The organism is Sphingobium lactosutens, from assembly GCF_013393185.1.
Classification (GTDB): Bacteria; Pseudomonadota; Alphaproteobacteria; order Sphingomonadales; family Sphingomonadaceae; genus Sphingobium; species Sphingobium lactosutens_A.
This window is the reverse complement of sequence record NZ_QJQX01000057.1, coordinates 166,749-184,416: the sequence shown is the minus strand read 5'-3', so window position 1 is coordinate 184,416 and position 17,668 is coordinate 166,749. Positions and strand designations below refer to the sequence as shown.

Sequence of the window (17,668 nt, the reverse complement as noted above, 5' to 3'; positions counted from 1 at the left end):
AAGCAATGGGGAGAGAGCGCTTCCATCGGCCTCATTAGCCTTTATATGGGCACAACTCATATCTTCCCCGGCAAGAGAGGACTTCCATGGCCGACGAAACGCTTACCCTCACCCTCGACAGCGGCGGCGACGTCGTGATCAAGCTGCGCCCGGACCTCGCGCCCGGCCATGTCGCACGCATCGTCGAAAACGCAAAGGAAGGCTTCTATGACGGCGTGGTCTTCCACCGCGTCATCCCCGGCTTCATGGCGCAGGGCGGCGATCCGACCGGCACCGGCATGGGCGGCCACCCCGACAAGCCCGACCTGAAGGCCGAATTCAGCCGCGAACCGCACGTCCGCGGCGTCTGCTCGATGGCCCGTGCGGCCAACCCGAACAGCGCCAACAGCCAGTTCTTCATCTGCTTCGACGACGCGACCTTCCTCGACGGCCAATATACCGTCTGGGGCGAAGTCACGTCGGGCATGGAGCATGTCGACGCGCTGCCCAAGGGCGAGCCGCCCAAGACCCCCGGCAAGATCGTCAAGGCGACCGTCGCCTGATCCGACCAAAAGGGTAAAAGAAACGCCCGGTCCCTCGAAAGGCCGGGCGTTTCCTTGTTCAGGGCGTCTTGCGCGCCATGCCGTCGGTCATGGAAATGGCCTTGGCGGCCTCCGCGCCATTTGCGGCCTCGTCGGTCGCGGGCGGCGGCACATAGGCTCCGATCGATTCGATATGCCAGCGCTTCTGCTCTTCGGTCGATCCGGGCACATCGTCGACGCGGCGCAACACCACTTGTCGCAGCGTGTAGAAGGGTTTGCCATTGGCCGCGATCCGGCCATAGACCTGCACCGGCACGGTTACGTAGACGGACCCCGCCGCGCCGTCCGGCTCGGAGGGCGCGCCGATATTGGCGTGAATCTCGCTGAAACCGCGAAAGCGCGCTTCGAAATGCGCGTCATCCTGCGCCCCGATCGCGCCTTCCGGATTCCACAGATCCTGCGCATCCTCGAACCGCTTTTCCTCCAGCAGGCCATAATAGCCCTGCACCACCTGCGCGGCGCCCTGCGCACTGTCCGGTTCGATCGATCCCTCCGCGATCGGTGCGGGATCGACGGGCAGGCCGCCTGGCGTGCCGGGTGCAGGCGGGTTGAGCGGTTCCATCAGCGCCATCGCCTCGGCGCGGACATTATTTTCCACCTGCGTCGAATTAGCGCCGTTGGCGATATTGTCGATCGCGCTCTCCTCCCGCCCGTCGCAGGCAGCGACGAGCAGGAGGGGAAGCAGCAGGGCGGGCCTTATCAATCCCCGCATCAGTCCGGGCGCACCCGTGCGCCAGGCTCACGGCCGCCGCCCGACCGGACGGGGCGATCGGCGCGCATGCCGGGGGAGGGGCGGGCGCCCCATTCGCGCTGCGGGCGCGGTTGACTCATTTGTGGACGTCCTTGCTGTGGTGGGCGGAAATTGGGTTGCGATCCGGCGGACGGCGCCGGGCGCGCGCCGTCATTGCCGCGCCAGCGGCCCGGCCCGCGCCCCGACCCGCGATCGTCGCCGCGTGGCGGGTTCGGCCGGGTCCAGTTACCGTTCGCGTCCCGGCGCGGCGGCGTCCAGTTGCCCGGACCCGACGGATTGCGATTGCGATCGCGCCAGCGGCCGTCATCCGGACGATTTCCGCTCCAGCGGCCATCATCGGGACGGTTGCTCCGTCGGCCTTCCCAATAGCGGCGCTGCCCATCGTTCCAGCGATGGCGCCTGCCGCCTCGATCGTACACATAATAGCCGCTGCCCGGATAATAATAATTATCGTACCAGCCATAGCCGCCGGGATAATAGCCGGGGCTATAATAGGGGTCGTAATAGCCGCCGCCATAATAGCCGCTGCCGACGCTTACCCCGCCATAGCCATAGCCGTCGTCATAGGCGCAGCCACCCAGGGCCAGCGCACCGGCCAGGCCAAGGGTGGCGAGAAACCTTCTTGTGGTCCCAGTCATCGCCTGTCTCCTTCAACAGTCCTTCTGATGACGGGATAACGCCCTCAGTTTGAATTGGTTGTGAATGGTTAAAGGCGCGCTGTGCAAGCATTTATTCCCTGTTCAGAAAAGTCGGTTTCCGTTCATCTGGCTGACAGAAACCGTGTTCTTTCCATCACATAATCGGCTTTTGCCCGATTTTCGCGATCCGTTCAGGAAACCTTCCGGCGGTCCCGGCCATTTCTTACCCGTCGCCCGGACGCTTGCAGCGCCGATCCTGCGACCCGGCGGGTCCACACCGCCGCAAATTTCCCACAGACAAAAAGGGTCACACCCATGAAGACACTGCTTTTCACGGCAGCCGCCGCCGCGTCGCTGATTCCCGCCGCCGCCCTGGCGCAGGACGATGCCGGCTCTGCCAAGCGCATCGAACCCTATGTCGGCGTGATGGCCGGCGTACATAATTATGACAGCGAAACCAGCAAGGAAGGCATTCCGCCGGTCGGCTACAAGGGCCGCATGGTCGAAGGCGTCGCGGGCGTGAACTATAATGTCGCCGGCCCGGTCGTGCTGGGTGTCGAGGGCACCGCGTCCAAGGGCGTGTCCGGAGACATCGACTGGGAATATGGCGTGGCGGGCCGCGCCGGCGTGAAGGCGGGCAAGGACAGCCTGATCTTCGGCAAGGTCGGCTATCAGTGGACCAATTTCGCCGCGCTCGGCAAGGATAGCCCGGATTTCCACGGCATGACCTATGGCGCGGGCATTGAATTGTCGCCCGCCGACATGGGCGGGTCGGCGCAGAGCAGCAATGTCCGCCTGCGCGTTCAGGCCGACACCACCGGCAATTTCCATTCGATCCGCCCGATGGCGGGCGTCGTCGCGAAATTCTGATCTTTCAGATGGGGCGGGTCTGAACGATCCGCCCCGTCCTTACTCGGTCATTTCCCGCGGCGGTTTTGGCCGTGGCGGGAGTTGGGGTGCGGAACGGTATCAGGACTGCAACCGTTCCGCATTCCCCCTGCCGGCTCCAGTCGCCCGCTTGCCAATCCGCCCCCACCCCGCCATCAGGTCGCGCATGACCTGGCAATTTTGGATCGATCGCGGCGGCACCTTCACGGACGTGGTGGCGCGCGACCCCGACGGGCGGCTGCACACCGCGAAGCTTCTTTCCAGCGATCCCGAACGCTATGCCGACGCCGCCGTCGAAGCGGTCCGCCGCCTGACCGGCGCGGGCGATGGCCCGATCCCGTCTTGCTCGCTGCGCATCGGCACCACCATCGCCACTAACGCCCTGCTGGAACGCAAGGGCGAACCGGTGCTGCTCGCGGTGACGCGCGGTTTTCGCGATGCGCTGCGCATCGGCACGCAGGAGCGGCCCGACCTGTTCGCCCGCCAGATCATCCTGCCCGACCCGCTCCATGCCGATGTGGTCGAGATCGACGAGCGGCTGATGGCCGACGGCGGCGTCCGCACGCCGCTGGACGAAGAAGCCGCCCGCGCCACGCTGCAATCCGCCCATGACCGGGGGCTGCGCGCCGTCGCGATCCTGCTGATGCACGGCTATCGCTATCCCGCGCACGAACGGCGTCTCGTCGAAATCGCGATCGAGATCGGTTTCACCCAGATCAGCGCCAGCCATGACGTCGCCCCGCTCATCAAGCTGGTCGGACGCGGCGACACGACGCTGGCCGACGCCTATCTCTCCCCTGTGCTGCGCGCCTATGTCGACGGGCTGCAGGCGGCGCTGGGCGACGACACCGACATGCTGTTCATGCAGTCGAACGGCGGCCTGACGCAGGGCGACCTGTTCCGGGGCAAGGACGCCGTCCTCTCCGGTCCGGCAGGGGGCATTGTCGGCCTCGCCCGCACGTCGGAGCAGGCGGGTTTCCATGAAGTCATCGGCTTCGACATGGGCGGCACCTCGACCGACGTGTCCCACTATGCCGGCGCTTATGAGCGCGACAATGAAGCGCGGGTGGCGGGCGTGCGCCTGCGCGCGCCGATGATGCGCATCCACACCATCGCGGCGGGCGGCGGCTCCATCTGTTCCTTCGTCGACGGTCGTTTCCGCGTCGGCCCCGAATCGGCGGGCGCGGTGCCGGGACCGGCCTGCTACCGGCGCGGCGGCCCGCTCACCATCACCGATTGCAATGTCATGCTGGGCAAGGTCCAGCCCGGCTTCTTCCCCAGCCTGTTCGGTCCGAACGGCGACCAGCCGCTCGACCGGGACATCGTCGAACAGCGCTTCGCCGCCCTCTGCGCGCAGGTGCAGGCGGAAACCGGCCGCACCATGACGCCGCAGGAGGCCGCGCAGGGCTTTATCGCCGTCGCCGTCGCCAACATGGCCAATGCGATCAAGCGCATCTCGGTCGCGCGCGGCCATGATGTCAGCCGCTACACGCTCGCCAGCTTCGGCGGGGCAGGGGGGCAACATGCCTGTCTGGTTGCCGACGCGCTGGGCATGGACCGGGTGATGATCCATCCGCTGGGCGGCGTGCTGTCCGCCTATGGCATGGGCCTCGCAGACCGTCGCTCGGTGCGGGAACGCACGCTGGCCCTGCCGCTCGATCCGGCGGCGATGGTGAATCTTCATGCCGCCGTCGATGCGCTGGCCGATGACGCCCGCGCCGACCTGCCGCAGGCCGATCGGACCGAAACGCTGCTGCGCCTGCGCTATGATCGCACCGACAGCCTGTTCGACGTGCGGCTCGCCGATCATGACGTGATGCGGGCCGATTTCCTGACCCAGCATCGCGCCCGCTTCGGGTTCGAGGGACAAGGCCGCATCCTCGTCGACATGGCGCGGGTCGAGGCGATCGCCTCGACGCAGGAGGCGATGGGCGGCATCGTCGCCATCGCCGACGAAGCCGCGCCGCCGTTGGCGCAGGTCGACTATGCCGGCGCGCCCGCGCCCGTCTACGATCGCGCGGGTCTCTCCGCCGACAGCGCAATAGACGGTCCCGCGCTCATCATCGATCCCGTCTCCACCACCGCGGTCGAGCCGGGCTGGCGCGCGCAGGTCGATGCGATCGGCAATCTGATCCTCACCCGCCACCTGCCGCGACCGCTGCCGGAATCGGATGAAGCCGGTGCGGTCGATCCGGTGCGGCTGGAGGTGATGGGGGGCCTGTTCATGGCCATTGCCGAGGAAATGGGCGCTGCGCTCCAACACAGCGCCTCCTCGGTCAATATCCGCGAGCGCCTCGATTTCTCCTGCGCGCTGTTCGATGCGCAGGGCAACCTCGTCGCCAACGCGCCGCACATGCCGGTGCATCTGGGCAGCATGGGCGAAAGCATCCGCGCCATCATGCGCCGCCGTGGCATCGGGGCGGATGGCGCGGCGCTGGACGATCGCGGGATGCAGCCGGGCGACGTCTATGCGCTGAACGCCCCCTATGACGGTGGCACCCATCTGCCCGACGTCACCGTGGTTATGCCGGTGTTCGTCGATGGCCGCGACGCGCCCTCCTTCTATGTCGCTGCGCGTGGCCATCATGCCGATATCGGCGGCATCACGCCGGGATCGATGCCGCCGGGCAGCCGGTCGGTGGAGGAAGAGGGTATCATCCTCGACAATCTGCTGGTGGTGGACCGGGGCGATTTCCGCGAGGGCGCGATTCGCGACCTGCTCGCCGCCGGCCCCTTCCCGGCGCGCAACATCGACCAGAATATCGCCGACCTATCCGCCCAGATCGCCGCCTGCGCCAAAGGTGCTGCTGAATTGTTACGAATAAGCAACGATTATGGCGCCGACACCGTTGCCGCCTATATGTGCCATGTGCAGGATCAGGCCGAAGCCGCCGTCCGCCGCCTGATCGGTCGCCTGTCCGATGGCCGTTTCGCCTATCCGATGGACAATGGTGCGATTGTCCAGGTCGCTGTCCAGATCGATGCGGACTCGCATTCCGCCACGATCGACTTCACCGGCTCCTCCGGCCAGTTGCCCGGCAATTTCAACGCCCCGTTGTCGGTCGTCCGCGCCGCCGTCCTCTATGTCGTGCGCACGCTGATCGATGAGGCGGTGCCGATGAATGACGGGTGCCTGAAGCCCATCACCATCATCGTGCCCGAAGGATCGATGCTCCGCCCCCGTCATCCCGCCGCCGTGGTCGCGGGCAATGTCGAAACCAGCCAGGTCGTGACCGACGCGCTGTTCGGGGCGCTGGGCGTCATGGCGGGCGCGCAGGGGACGATGAACAACTTCACCTTCGGCAACGACCGCCACCAATATTATGAGACGATCGCCGGCGGATCGGGCGCCGGTCCCGATTTCGATGGCGCCGACGTCGTCCAGACCCACATGACCAACAGCCGCCTCACCGACCCGGAGATTCTCGAAACCCGCTTCCCCGTCCTGCTGGAGGAATTTTCGATCCGCTCCGATTCGGGCGGCGAGGGGCGGCATCGCGGTGGACATGGCGGCCTGCGCCGCATCCGCTTCCTCGAAGACATGACCGCCGGCATCCTCGCGAATCGCCGCAGCGTCCCGCCCTTCGGTCTCGACGGCGGCGCGCCGGGCGCGCCGGGACGCAACTGGGTGGAGCGCGCCGACGGCATGGTGGAACCGCTCGGCTCCACCGCGACGGCGCAATTGCAGTCCGGCGACGCCTTCGTCATCGAAACGCCCGGTGGCGGGGGATTCGGGAAGGTATGATGCATCCACCTCCGTTCGTTTCGAGCGTGTCGAGAAACCTCTAACCGCTCCTCGACACGCTCGAAGGGAATGGCTGCTGGCCTTTACCGCTGCCAGCTCGAATCGACCCGATCGATCACCCGGACCATCGACTGGAAATCCGGCACGCCCGGCCCGACAGGCAGTTGCACGCCCGCCAGATCGCGCTGGTGCACTGCGATCACGTCGGGCGGGATGTCGACCGGCGTCCCGGCCGCACCCGCCGCGACCTGAATCTCGCACGCCCGCTGGAGCAGCCACTGCTTCAGGAACGCCTCGGGCAAAGTCGACGCCATCACCAAAGTCCCATGGTTGCGCAGCATCATCACCCGCTTGTCGCCCAGATGCGCGATCAGCCTTTCGCCCTCGTCTGGCCGAATCGTGACGCCCTCAAAGTCATGATAGGCGATCTGGCCGATAAAGGCGGCGGCGTAGAAGCTGATCGGCCGCAGCCCTTCTTTCGTCGCGCTCACCGCCATGCCCGCCGTCGTATGCGTGTGGATGATGCAATGGGCGTCGGGCAGATGCCGGTGGAAGACGCTGTGCTGGGTGAAGCCGGCGCGGTTGACCGGATAGGGGCTGCCGTCCAGCACCTGGCCGTCAATATCGATCTTCACCAGATTGGACGCCGTTACCTCATGATAGCCAAGGCCGAAGGGGTTGATCAGAAAGCTATTTTCTTCTCCCGGCACCCGCAGCGTGATGTGATTGTAGATCAGTTCCGACCAACCCAGATGGTCGAAGATGCGATAGCAGGCGGCGAGTTGCTGGCGCGCCTCCCATTCCTGGGTGGACATGTGGGGCTTGTGCGCGGCTGTTGCCATGGCGATCCTCCTGTGTCTTTTATGGCCGCACTATCCGCCCGCTCGTCGCAAATGTCGAGATTGGGGCCTTTTGGGTTGAATTTGCGTGCCTGCACTGGTAGGGCGCCGCCCACATGGCGCAGGGTGACCTGCGACGACTCACTGGCTTTGCTATTCGGTCGGGCCGTCGGGAAGGACTTTCTGTCCCGGCGAACCGCCCGTTTTTGATTGGAGATTGACGGACTTATGCAGATCATCGTTCGCGACAACAATGTCGACCAGGCCCTCCGCGCGCTCAAGAAGAAGCTGCAGCGTGAAGGCGTGTATCGCGAAATGAAGCTGCGTCGCCACTATGAGAAGCCGTCGGAAAAGCGCGCCCGTGAAAAGGCCGCTGCGGTCCGCCGCGCGCGCAAGATGGAACGCAAGCGCGCCGAGCGCGACGGCGCGAAGTAAGCGCCGTATCGGGGCGGCATCCGCTGCCCCGTCTGCCGACGACTTTCCTGCCCTGAATTAGCGAGCTTCCGCCCATGTCCACGACGGCCGTTCCCCTTCGTCCTATCGCCAAGGGGTCGCTGACGCGGCTCTGGGTTGGCATTGCCGCCGTCGCGCTGGCCGCGGGTGGCCTTGCCTGGGCAGGGCAGCAGGGTGTCGCGGCGTCGCCGGCGGCCTTCCTGTCGCAGAATGCGCATGAAGCCGGCGTGGTGACGACCGAATCGGGCCTCCAGTACAAGGTGCTGGAAGAAGGCACGGGCGCCAGCCCGACCGTCGCGGACGTCGCGCTGGTCGGATATAAGGGCGCGCTGCTCGACGGCACGGTCTTCGACGAGAATCCGCAGGCGCCGATGCCGATTGACGGCGTGGTGCCCGGCTTCTCCGAAGGTCTTCAGAAGATGAAGAAGGGCGGTAAGTATCGCCTGTGGATTCCGCCGCAGCTCGGCTATGGCGACGCCGATAACGGCCCGATCCCCGGTGGTTCGGTGCTGGTGTTCGACGTGTCGCTGCACGACTTCAAGTCGAAGGCGGAACTGATGCAGCTGCAGCAGCAGATGATGCAGCAGCAGGGTGGCATTCCGCCGCAGGGTGCCATGCCGGGTGCAGTGCCGCCTGCCGGCCACTGACCTACACAGCCAGATGAGTCGAGGAAGGGGCCGCCAGTCGGCCCCTTTTCTTTTGCCCGATCAGTGTTTTTCCTGGCCGGCGCCGCCCGGCCGGGCACCGAAGGCCAGCGCATCCGCGCTGCCCATCTTCGCTTCGCCGGAAAAAAGCTGGTCCAGCCGTCCCTTGATATCCTGCCGATAGGCGGCGGTCGCGACGGAACGGGGGGCCGATACCTCGATGTCGCAGGCGATCGCACCCTTGATCCGCTCGATCGCGGCATCGTCCAATATGCCCGCGCTGCGCAATTCCCGGCACAGCTGCAACAGGCCGACGGCCGTTGCCTGCGCCCGCATGCCGACATTGGTCAGGTCGAAATGCAGCTTCTTTTCCTTGTCCAGGCCCACGGTCATCGCGCGACTCCTCTTCTCATGATTGTCGAACATTATCATGTTGAAAAAGCGCGGAACAGGCGGGACGTTCCATCATCGCAACGCCATGCTGTCCTATTGTGGGCGGGGCTGGTAGGGATAAGCGTCGGGGCGATATCCAGTGCCCTGTGCGAACGATAATTTCCAACATCGGACAGTTAATGTCGAAACTAGCGGGAAATGTGCGAAGTTAAGCCGCGACTTTCCTATTCCCGCACGATCTGTTTCGTCGCCAGCGCCTTGGATCGTTCCTCCAGATAGACCTTGATCATCGCGACGATGGGATCGGCCAGGAACAGGCCCATGATGCCGAACAGCGCGCCGAACAGGATCTGCGCGCCCAGCACCAGCGCCGGGGCCAGGTCGGTGGCGCGCTTCGCCACCATCGGCACGATCAGATAGCCGTCGACGATCTGCACCGCCATGTAGACGCCAAAGGCATAGAGGCCGGTATGCATCCCGCCCGAAAATCCGACGAGGATGATGAGGACGCCGGAGATGATCGACCCGATATTGGGCAGGAAGGCGAACAGGCCGGTGAGGATGCCGAGCAGCCCCGCCATCGGTACGCCGCCTGCCCAGAGGAACAGCCAGACGCCCACGCCCTCCACCGTCATGCCGATGATGCGCCCGAACATCAGCCGACGCAGCGTCCAGCCCATCTTGTCGGCGATGGCATAGAAATGCGCGCGCTTCTCCATCGGCAGCATCCAGGCGACGCCGCGCTCGTAGAGCTTGGGTTCCACCGCGATGAAGATGGCCAGCACCAGCATCATGACGCCGCTGGTGATCGCGCCGACCGCCGTGCCGACGGCCGCCGTCACCCGGCCCATGCTGCTCATCGCCTGTTGCGCCAGCCCTTTCAGGTCATCGGGCGTTGTGGTGATGCCCAACTGCTGCATCCAGCCGCCGATCCGCGCCACCTGCGCCTCGACGATGCCGCGCATCGCCTGTGCCTGTTGGGCCAGACTCGATCCGGTGAGGTAGAAAGTATAGGCGAGGAATGCGACCGCCCCCAGCAGCACGATCGCCAGCCGCCAGCCGCGCCCGATCGGCAATATCCGGCCCAGCAGCCGCGTGCCGCCATCCATCATCGTCGCCAGCACCAGCGCGCCCATCACCAGCATCAGCGGCTGCGCCAGCAGCACGACCAGTGCGATGGCGATGGCGAGCGCGAACCAGACGCCCGCGCGTTTCAGTTCCTGCTGGACGAGTGGGCTGCGGACTTCGCTCGGGCCGGGTAACTCGACATGAACATGTTTGTCGCTCAAACCCGAACCCCCTTATTCAGCCAGGACTATTTCGGAGCTGCAACGCTCTCCGGGCGCAGGCTGTTCCCTGCGCGGCCACTGCGAAAGGCATGAATCCAGCTCATCGGGTTCCAGCTCGAATCGCCGTCCAGGCTGAAGGTGATGAACTCGGCCCGGCCGCCGATCGCTTCCCACGGCACCGGTCCGCCCAGGCCATTTTCCTCCAGCGGCGCACGGCTGTCGGCGCTGTTGTCGCGATTGTCGCCCATCAGGAAGACATGATCCGCCGGCACGCGAACCGGACCATACCAGTCGAGCGCGCTTGGCCCCATGTCTATGGTGACATAGGTCTTGCCGTTGGGCAGGATTTCCTGCCGCACCGGCAGTTCGCAATAGTCGCGGCCATCCTTGCCCGTCACCCGCGCGCCGGGGAATTGCAGCGGCGAGCAGGGCGCATTGCCGTCGACCGGGATGCGCAGCGGTTTCAGTACCTTCTGCGGCACCGCGACGCCGTTCAGGATCACCTGCCCGCCGCGCACCTCGATGATGTCGCCGGGCAGGCCGATGACGCGCTTGATATAATCCTCGCGCCGGTTCTGCGGGCTGACGATGACGATATCGCCGCGCTCGGGCAGGCGGCCCAGAATGCGGCCCTTCAGGAAGGGCAGGGGGTGGAAACTGGGCGAGACATAGGACCAGCCATAGGGGAATTTGCTCACCACCAGCCGGTCGCCCGTCAACAGCACCGGCATCATCGATTCGCTGGGAATGTAGAATGGCTTGGCGACGAAGCTGTGGAAGGCCAGCACGGCGAGGATCAGCAGCGTGATGCTCTTCACCTCATGCAGCCAGTTGACCGAAGCGCCCTTGTCCTGGCTGTCCTGCGTTTCGGGGGCGGGATTGTCGGGCAGGTCGATGGCCGTCACGGGCTGGCTTTCATTGGAGTCGGAGGCGTTGGGGTCGTCGGGCCGGGACGTCACAGGGGCAGCGCCTCGATGATGACGAAGGCCTGCGCCCATGGATGATCGTCGGTGAGCGTCAGATGAATGACGGGCTTGTGCCCGGCCGGGACCATCGATTCCAACCGCGCCAGCGCCCCGCCGGTCAGCTTGAGCGTCGGCGCGCCCGACGGCGCGTTAATGACGCCGATATCCTTCATGAAGACGCCCGCCTTGAAGCCGGTGCCGACCGCCTTGGAAAAGGCCTCCTTGGCGGCGAAGCGCTTGGCGAGCGTTCCGGCTTTCGTGAAGGGGCGGCGATTGGCCTTGGCCTGTTCGACGTCGGTGAAGACGCGGCTCTCGAACCGTGTGCCAAAGCGATCGAGCGAATTCTGGATCCGCTCGATATTGCAGAGGTCGGAGCCGAGGCCGATGATCACGGCTGCATCACCTTCATCGCGCCAGGTCCATCTGGCGGCGCATCTCGCGGATGCTGCTTTCCAGCCCGCCGAAGATCGCCTCACCGATCAGGAAATGGCCGATATTGAGTTCGGCGACCTGCGGGATGGCGGCGATCGGCGCGACATTGTCGAAGGTCAGGCCATGGCCGGCATGGGGTTCGATGCCGTTCTTGGCCGCCAGCGCCGCCGCGTCGGCGATCCGCCGCAGTTCGACCGCGCGGGCTTCGCCGGTCAGGTGCGCATAGGCGCCGGTGTGGAATTCGACCACCGGCGCGCCCAGCTGGATCGCCGCTTCGATCTGCGCGGCATCCGCCTCGATGAATAGGCTGACGCGAATGCCATCCTCGTTCAGCTTCGCGACGATCGGCTTCAGCACCTCGATCTGCCCGGCGGCGTCGAGGCCGCCTTCGGTCGTGCGCTCCTCGCGCTTTTCCGGCACGATGCAGGCGGCATGCGGCTTGTGGCGCAGCGCGATGTCCAGCATCTCCTGCGTCGCGGCCATCTCTAGGTTCAGCGGCACGTCCAGCGCCGCCATCAGCATGGCGATATCCTCGTCGCGGATATGGCGGCGATCCTCGCGCAGATGCGCGGTGATGCCGTCGGCGCCGGCCTTCACCGCCAGCAAGGCAGCCTTGACCGGGTCGGGATGCTCGCCCCCGCGCGCGTTGCGGATGGTCGCCACATGGTCGATGTTGACGCCAAGGCGAAGGGGCGCGCTCATCGGACTACTGCTTCCGGCTGCCGGGCTTGATCGCCGGGACCGCCGCCAGTTCGGGCGGCACGGCGTCTTCGTCATAGACCGGGAAATTGATGGAGACGAGTGGGTAGAAGGGGACGCCCAGGTCCACTTCGCCGGCCGAACGGTCGACCAGCGCGACTTCGGCGACGACGATGCCGCCTTCCGCCTCAACCGCCTCGATCGCCTGGCGCGAGGACAAGCCGGTGGTGACGACGTCCTCGACCATCAGCACCTTCTGGCCCGGCGTGATCGCGAAGCCGCGGCGCAGCTCGAAGGTGCCTTCGGGGCGCTCCAGGAAAACGGCGTCCTTGTCCAGCGCGCGGCCGACTTCATGGCCGATGATCAGGCCGCCCATCGCGGGCGAGACCACCAGGTCGATCTCCTGCCGCAGTTCGCGGGGCAACTGCTGCACCGTGGCGCGGGCCAGCTTGCCGGCGCGCTCGGCGTTCATCAGCACGCGGGCGCACTGCAGATAATTGGCGCTGCGGCGGCCCGACGACAGGATGAAATGCCCTTCGAGCAGCGCCCCTGCCGCCCGGAATTCCGCCAATACTTCCTCGTCAGTCATGCCGTCCACTATTCCTGTCGCGCGGCCCCGTCGCCTGTTCGCATTCCGGGCCGCTGCCTTGTATCAAAAGGGGCGCCCCAAGGCGTCCCGTCCACGCCCCCATGCGTGGACCTGCGAGATAGGCGGGTGGGGAGTGCGTTGCAACAGCGAAGAAAATCTGCTCCATCTGTGCTTGAGGCTGGCGGAAAGCCTGCCTATAAGCCGCGACAGAACCGACCGGGCGAAGTCCATGCATGAAAAGTGCAGCTTCGTCGCAGCGGCGCCAAGGGGTTAGGGGTATGAAGAGGCTATGAAAAAGGTGAAGTCACTCGTTCTCGCCGGATTATTGGCCTTTGCGCCCGCTATGGCGATGAACGGTCCCGCTCTTGCTCAAGAGAATGCCGCCGTTGCCGCGCCGGCTTCCGACAATGCCGCCGCTCCCGCCGAATCGGCCGCCAATGCCACCGCGCCGGCGGCCGAAGCTGCCCCCGTCGCAAAGGTTGCGGCCCCGCCCCGGATGAAGCCGACCGAGGGCATCGGCATGCCCCGCCCTGGCGAATACACGCTCCAGGAACAGTTCACCGACACCGGCAAGACCGCGCGCTGGCTGCACGACGTGATGCTGCTGCCGATCATCACCATCATCTCCATCTTCGTGCTGGTGCTGATGCTCTATGTGATGATCCGCTATCGCCGCTCCGCCAACCCGGTGCCGTCCAAGACCTCGCACAATACCCTCGTCGAAGTGTTATGGACGGTCGTCCCCGTGCTGGTCCTGCTGGCGATCGCGGTGCCCTCGATCGGCCTGCTCGCCGACCAGTATAAGCCCGCGCCCAAAGATGCGCTGACCGTCAAGGTCACGGGCTATCAATGGTATTGGGGCTATGAATATCCCGATGCGGGCATCCCCGAATTCGTGTCCAACCTGCTGCCCGAAGACAAGGCGAAGGCCAATGGCGAGCCCTATCTGCTCGCGCCCGATAATCGTCTCGTCCTGCCCGCCGGCCGCCCGGTCAAGCTCATCATCACCGCCGCCGACGTTATCCACAGCTTCGCCGTGCCCTCGCTCTGGGTGAAGATGGACGCCGTGCCGGGTCGCCTCAATGAGAAGAGCTTCACCATCGAGAAGCCGGGCGTCTATTACGGCCAGTGTTCGGAACTGTGCGGCGCGCGCCACGGCTTCATGCCGATCGCGATCGAGGCGCTGCCGCCCGAGCAGTTCGACCAGTGGGTGCTTTCGCAGGGCGGTTCGCTGAGAAAAGAAGGGGCGGCAACGACCGCCCAGGCCGCTCCGGCCGATGGCGCAAAAAAGATTTGATGCAGGGGTAGGAACGCCATGACCACCATCACCGCAGATCATCACGGCGGCGCCTCTGACCATGGGGCTCACGACCATCATGATGCCGATCACAAGCCGGCCTTCTTCCAGCGCTGGTTCATGTCCACCAACCACAAGGACATCGGCACCCTCTATCTGATCTTCGCGATCATCGCCGGGATCATCGGCGGCGGCATTTCGGGCCTGATGCGCGCCGAACTGGCGCATCCGGGCATCCAGTATCTGCACCTCTGGGCGCAGTGGAGCGACGGCCCCACGGCGACGCTGGACCAGGCCTATCACCTGTGGAACGTGCTGATCACGGCGCACGGCCTCATCATGGTCTTCTTCATGGTGATGCCCGCGATGATCGGCGGCTTCGGTAACTGGTTCGTGCCGATCATGATCGGCGCGCCGGACATGGCCTTCCCGCGGATGAACAATATCAGCTTCTGGCTGCTCATCCCCGCTTTCGCCCTGCTGCTCGGCTCGACCTTCGTCCCCGGCGGCACCGGCAATGGCGCGGGCACTGGCTGGACCGTTTACGCCCCGCTCTCGACGAGTGGTTCGGCCGGCCCGGCCGTCGACATGGCGATCCTGTCGCTCCACATTGCGGGTGCAAGCTCGATCCTGGGTGCGATCAACTTCATCACCACTATCCTCAACATGCGCGCGCCGGGCATGACCCTGCACAAGATGCCGCTGTTCGTCTGGTCGGTGCTTGTCACCGCCTTCCTGCTGCTGCTCGCGCTGCCGGTCCTGGCCGCCGCGATCACCATGCTGCTGACCGATCGCAACTTCGGCACCACCTTCTATGATGCGGCCGGCGGCGGCGATCCCGAACTCTACCAGCATCTCTTCTGGTTCTTCGGCCATCCTGAAGTCTATATCATGATCCTGCCGGGCTTCGGCATCGTCAGCCAGATCGTCTCGACCTTCAGCCGCAAGCCAGTGTTCGGCTATCTCGGCATGGCCTATGCCATGGTCGCGATTGGCGTGGTCGGCTTCGTCGTCTGGGCGCACCACATGTTCACCACCGGCATGTCGGTGAATGTGAAGATGTATTTCACCGCCGCGACCATGGTCATCGCCGTTCCCACGGGCATCAAGATCTTTTCCTGGATCGCGACCATCTGGGGCGGTTCGATCAGCTTCAAGACTCCGATGGTGTGGGCGCTGGGCTTCATCTTCCTGTTCACCGTGGGCGGCGTGACCGGCGTGGTGCTGGCCAATGGTGGCGTCGACGATGTGCTGCACGACACCTATTATGTAGTCGCCCACTTCCACTATGTGCTGTCGCTGGGCGCGGTGTTCGGCCTGTTCGCGGGCTTCTACTACTGGTTCCCGAAAATGTCGGGCCGGATGTACAGCGAATTCCTCGGCCATCTGCACTTCTGGGTGTTCTTCATCGGCGTGAACATGCTGTTCTTCCCGATGCACTTCCTGGGCCTGAGCGGCATGCCGCGTCGCTATCCGGACTATCCAGCCGCGTTCGAGCACTGGAACTGGGTCGCGACCATGGGCTATATGGTGATGGCCACCGGCATGGTGATCTTCTTCATCAACCTCATCTGGTCGCTCGTTGCCGGCAAGCAGGCGGAAGGCAATCCTTGGGGTGAAGGCGCCACGACGCTGGAATGGACGCTGTCCAGCCCGCCGCCCTTCCACCAGTTCGAGACGCTGCCGATCGTCGACTGACGATCGGCGTCCCGCGCGCCCGGTTCTGGCCGGGCGAGCCGCGCATGAGGCAGTCACCGGGGGGTGGGACCGTCTGTCCATTGCGGGAATCGGCCCGCGCCTCTATGGCGCGCGCGGCTGATTGAATGAGGAGTTTATGGCAAGTTCGCCGATCATGTCCGGGACAAGCGCGTCTCTAATGCCCGCTCACTGGCGGGATTTCGTCGCGCTGACCAAGCCGCGTGTCATGACCCTGGTCGTGTTCACCGGCCTGTGCGGCCTGCTCGCCGCACCAGGGCATATCAACCCGGTCCTCGGTTTTACGGCGATCCTCTGCATCGCGCTGGGCGCGGGCGCCGCCGCCACGCTCAACCAGTGGTGGGAAGCCGATATCGACGCGAAGATGAAGCGCACCGCCAACCGGCCGCTTCCGTCCGGGCGGATGGACCGCCAGTCGGCGCTGCACTTCGGCGTCGGCCTTGCCGTCTTCTCGGTGCTGCTGATGGGCATGGCGACCAACTGGCTCGCCGCTGCGGTGCTGACCGTCTCGATCCTCTTCTACGTCTTCGTCTACACCATATGGCTCAAGCCCCGCACGGCGCAGAATATCGTCATCGGCGGTGCGGCCGGCGCCTTCCCGCCGGTAATCGGCTGGGCCGCGGTGACGGGCGATATCGGCGCGCTGCCGATTGCGCTGTTCATGCTCACCTTCTTCTGGACGCCACCCCATTTCTGGGCGCTGGCCCTGTTCGTGCGGCCCGATTATGCGGCGGCGGGCATTCCCATGCTGCCGGTCGTCGCAGGCGAGCGCGCGACCCGTCGCCAGATCTGGCTCTACACCGCGATCATGGCCGCCGCCGCGCTGGCGCCGGTGCTGATGCGTCTGACTGGGGTCATCTACGGCGTCACCGCGCTGCTCGGCACGGCGCTGTTCGTGGCATTCGCCTTCCAGGTCTATCGCAGCCGGGAAACTGATCCCGCGCTGATGAAGCCGGAACGGCGTCTGTTCAAATATTCGATTCTCTATCTTTTCCTCCTGTTCGGGGCAGTGGTCGTCGACCGCTGGATGCTGTCGTGACCCCGGAGGAACTGAACCAGATCCGCGCCCGGCAGAAGTCGCGCGCGCTCGTCACCGGGCTGCTCCTCGGCTTCCTCGTCATCCTCTTCTTCGCCATCACCCTGGCGAAGATCGGTGCGAGCCATAATATCTGATGGCCTCGCTGCCCCCTTCGCCCTTCGACCGGGACCGGCGCAATCGCCGGACCATGGTGGCGATGGCGGGCGTGGGCCTTGCGATGCTGGGCCTCGGCTTCGCTTCGGTGCCGCTCTACCGCATCTTCTGCGAGCGCACGGGTTTCGGCGGCACGACCCAGCGGGCGGAGGCATCCACCAATGTGCAGGTCGCGACCGGCCACAGCATGTCGATCCGCTTCGATTCGAACGTCCAGCCGGGCATGCCGTGGAAATTCTATCCCGAGCATCCGACCGACACGGTGACGGTGGGCGCGAAGGACATGGCGATCTTCATCGCGAAGAACATGTCGGACAAGCCCGTTACCGGCACCGCCAGCTTCAACGTCACTCCGACGCAGGCGGGCGCCTATTTCACCAAGATCCAGTGCTTCTGCTTCACCGAGCAGACATTGCAGCCGGGTGAGGAGGTACGGATGCCCGTCCTCTATTATGTCGATCCGAAGATCCTGACCGATCCGGACAACAAGGACACGCAACAGATAACGCTCAGCTACACTTTCTACCCTGTTGAGCAGGGGAAGAAGGCAAGCTAAG

At 65.2% G+C, this 17,668-nt stretch carries 19 protein-coding genes; 10 read left to right on the top strand and 9 right to left on the bottom strand.

Annotated elements, in window-relative coordinates; all coding sequences use genetic code 11:
* The first annotated feature begins 86 nt into the window (after positions 1-86).
* Positions 87-542 (top strand): peptidylprolyl isomerase, encoded by a 456-nt coding sequence (locus DM806_RS17115; protein ID WP_179044388.1) that lies wholly within the window; start codon positions 87-89, stop codon positions 540-542.
* Positions 543-600: 58 nt separating this feature from the next.
* Here the strand turns inward: DM806_RS17115 and DM806_RS17110 are convergent, their stop codons facing one another.
* Together DM806_RS17110 and DM806_RS17105 are read right to left on the bottom strand one after the other, a co-directional pair.
* Entirely contained in the window at positions 601-1,293 is a 693-nt protein-coding gene (locus DM806_RS17110) for a hypothetical protein (protein ID WP_179044387.1), read from the bottom strand.
* A complete protein-coding gene (locus DM806_RS17105; RefSeq protein ID WP_179044386.1) occupies positions 1,293-1,970 on the bottom strand; it encodes a peptidase in 678 nt (225 codons plus the stop codon). Before DM806_RS17105 ends, DM806_RS17110 begins: the two co-directional genes overlap by 1 nt.
* 315 nt (positions 1,971-2,285) lie before the next feature.
* Between DM806_RS17105 and DM806_RS17100 the strand changes: the two genes are divergently transcribed.
* Positions 2,286-2,840 (top strand): outer membrane protein, encoded by a 555-nt coding sequence (locus DM806_RS17100; protein WP_179044385.1) that lies wholly within the window; start codon positions 2,286-2,288, stop codon positions 2,838-2,840.
* A 184-nt stretch (positions 2,841-3,024) separates the two neighbouring features.
* Positions 3,025-6,603, top strand: coding sequence for a hydantoinase B/oxoprolinase family protein (locus DM806_RS17095; RefSeq protein ID WP_179044384.1), 3,579 nt, complete (start codon positions 3,025-3,027; stop codon positions 6,601-6,603).
* An 83-nt stretch (positions 6,604-6,686) separates the two neighbouring features.
* Here DM806_RS17095 and DM806_RS17090 read toward each other — a convergent pair whose 3' ends face one another.
* Positions 6,687-7,445 (bottom strand): class II aldolase/adducin family protein, encoded by a 759-nt coding sequence (locus DM806_RS17090; protein ID WP_179044383.1) that lies wholly within the window; start codon positions 7,443-7,445, stop codon positions 6,687-6,689.
* Positions 7,446-7,670: 225 nt separating this feature from the next.
* Here DM806_RS17090 and rpsU point away from each other — a divergent pair, with 225 nt between their 5' ends.
* Positions 7,671-7,877 carry a 30S ribosomal protein S21 gene (gene rpsU, locus DM806_RS17085; RefSeq protein ID WP_056686590.1) on the top strand — a complete coding sequence of 69 codons (207 nt, stop codon included), beginning with the start codon at positions 7,671-7,673 and terminating at the stop codon, positions 7,875-7,877.
* A gap of 74 nt (positions 7,878-7,951) precedes the next feature.
* The gene (locus DM806_RS17080; RefSeq protein ID WP_179044382.1) at positions 7,952-8,542 is read left to right on the top strand and encodes an FKBP-type peptidyl-prolyl cis-trans isomerase; all 591 of its coding nucleotides are present in this window, start codon (positions 7,952-7,954) and stop codon (positions 8,540-8,542) included.
* 60 nt (positions 8,543-8,602) lie between these two features.
* On the opposite strand, the gene DM806_RS17075 is transcribed toward DM806_RS17080, so the two are convergent.
* The 6 genes from DM806_RS17075 to pyrE form a co-directional block, all read right to left on the bottom strand.
* Positions 8,603-8,932: a hypothetical protein gene (locus tag DM806_RS17075; RefSeq protein ID WP_179044381.1), complete on the bottom strand. Its 330-nt coding sequence runs from the start codon at positions 8,930-8,932 to the stop codon at positions 8,603-8,605.
* A 224-nt stretch (positions 8,933-9,156) separates the two neighbouring features.
* Positions 9,157-10,221 carry an AI-2E family transporter gene (locus DM806_RS17070; protein ID WP_179044380.1) on the bottom strand — a complete coding sequence of 355 codons (1,065 nt, stop codon included), beginning with the start codon at positions 10,219-10,221 and terminating at the stop codon, positions 9,157-9,159.
* A 26-nt stretch (positions 10,222-10,247) separates the two neighbouring features.
* A complete protein-coding gene (gene lepB, locus DM806_RS17065; protein WP_179044437.1) occupies positions 10,248-11,126 on the bottom strand; it encodes a signal peptidase I in 879 nt (292 codons plus the stop codon).
* A 50-nt stretch (positions 11,127-11,176) separates the two neighbouring features.
* Positions 11,177-11,578 carry a holo-ACP synthase gene (acpS, locus tag DM806_RS17060; RefSeq protein ID WP_179044379.1) on the bottom strand — a complete coding sequence of 134 codons (402 nt, stop codon included), beginning with the start codon at positions 11,576-11,578 and terminating at the stop codon, positions 11,177-11,179.
* 13 nt (positions 11,579-11,591) lie between these two features.
* Entirely contained in the window at positions 11,592-12,320 is a 729-nt protein-coding gene (locus DM806_RS17055) for a pyridoxine 5'-phosphate synthase (protein WP_179044378.1), read from the bottom strand.
* Positions 12,321-12,324: 4 nt separating this feature from the next.
* Positions 12,325-12,906, bottom strand: coding sequence for an orotate phosphoribosyltransferase (pyrE, locus tag DM806_RS17050; RefSeq protein WP_179044377.1), 582 nt, complete (start codon positions 12,904-12,906; stop codon positions 12,325-12,327).
* A 289-nt stretch (positions 12,907-13,195) separates the two neighbouring features.
* Here pyrE and coxB point away from each other — a divergent pair, with 289 nt between their 5' ends.
* From coxB to DM806_RS17025, 5 genes are all read left to right on the top strand, one after another.
* Positions 13,196-14,203 carry a cytochrome c oxidase subunit II gene (coxB, locus tag DM806_RS17045; protein WP_179044376.1) on the top strand — a complete coding sequence of 336 codons (1,008 nt, stop codon included), beginning with the start codon at positions 13,196-13,198 and terminating at the stop codon, positions 14,201-14,203.
* Positions 14,204-14,221: 18 nt separating this feature from the next.
* Positions 14,222-15,901, top strand: a complete 1,680-nt coding sequence (gene ctaD, locus DM806_RS17040; protein ID WP_179044375.1) for a cytochrome c oxidase subunit I — start codon at positions 14,222-14,224, stop codon at positions 15,899-15,901.
* Positions 15,902-16,037: 136 nt separating this feature from the next.
* Positions 16,038-16,958 (top strand): heme o synthase, encoded by a 921-nt coding sequence (locus tag DM806_RS17035; protein ID WP_179044374.1) that lies wholly within the window; start codon positions 16,038-16,040, stop codon positions 16,956-16,958.
* Entirely contained in the window at positions 16,955-17,092 is a 138-nt protein-coding gene (locus DM806_RS17030) for a hypothetical protein (protein WP_179044373.1), read from the top strand. The genes DM806_RS17035 and DM806_RS17030 overlap by 4 nt, the downstream gene beginning before the upstream one ends.
* Entirely contained in the window at positions 17,092-17,667 is a 576-nt protein-coding gene (locus DM806_RS17025; protein WP_179044372.1) for a cytochrome c oxidase assembly protein, read from the top strand. Before DM806_RS17030 ends, DM806_RS17025 begins: the two co-directional genes overlap by 1 nt.
* Position 17,668: the final 1 nt, after the last annotated feature.

Bases quoted from the DNA above. Each gene is read 5' to 3' on its own strand.
- DM806_RS17115 (WP_179044388.1), top strand. From the start codon at position 87: ATGGCCGACGAAACGCTTACCCTCACCCTCGACAGCGGCGGCGACGTC.
- DM806_RS17110 (WP_179044387.1), bottom strand. From the start codon at position 1,293: ATGCGGGGATTGATAAGGCCCGCCCTGCTGCTTCCCCTCCTGCTCGTC.
- DM806_RS17105 (WP_179044386.1), bottom strand. From the start codon at position 1,970: ATGACTGGGACCACAAGAAGGTTTCTCGCCACCCTTGGCCTGGCCGGT.
- DM806_RS17100 (WP_179044385.1), top strand. From the start codon at position 2,286: ATGAAGACACTGCTTTTCACGGCAGCCGCCGCCGCGTCGCTGATTCCC.
- DM806_RS17095 (WP_179044384.1), top strand. From the start codon at position 3,025: ATGACCTGGCAATTTTGGATCGATCGCGGCGGCACCTTCACGGACGTG.
- DM806_RS17090 (WP_179044383.1), bottom strand. From the start codon at position 7,445: ATGGCAACAGCCGCGCACAAGCCCCACATGTCCACCCAGGAATGGGAG.
- rpsU (WP_056686590.1), top strand. From the start codon at position 7,671: ATGCAGATCATCGTTCGCGACAACAATGTCGACCAGGCCCTCCGCGCG.
- DM806_RS17080 (WP_179044382.1), top strand. From the start codon at position 7,952: ATGTCCACGACGGCCGTTCCCCTTCGTCCTATCGCCAAGGGGTCGCTG.
- DM806_RS17075 (WP_179044381.1), bottom strand. From the start codon at position 8,932: ATGACCGTGGGCCTGGACAAGGAAAAGAAGCTGCATTTCGACCTGACC.
- DM806_RS17055 (WP_179044378.1), bottom strand. From the start codon at position 12,320: ATGAGCGCGCCCCTTCGCCTTGGCGTCAACATCGACCATGTGGCGACC.
- pyrE (WP_179044377.1), bottom strand. From the start codon at position 12,906: ATGACTGACGAGGAAGTATTGGCGGAATTCCGGGCGGCAGGGGCGCTG.
- coxB (WP_179044376.1), top strand. From the start codon at position 13,196: ATGAAAAAGGTGAAGTCACTCGTTCTCGCCGGATTATTGGCCTTTGCG.
- ctaD (WP_179044375.1), top strand. From the start codon at position 14,222: ATGACCACCATCACCGCAGATCATCACGGCGGCGCCTCTGACCATGGG.
- DM806_RS17035 (WP_179044374.1), top strand. From the start codon at position 16,038: ATGGCAAGTTCGCCGATCATGTCCGGGACAAGCGCGTCTCTAATGCCC.
- DM806_RS17025 (WP_179044372.1), top strand. From the start codon at position 17,092: ATGGCCTCGCTGCCCCCTTCGCCCTTCGACCGGGACCGGCGCAATCGC.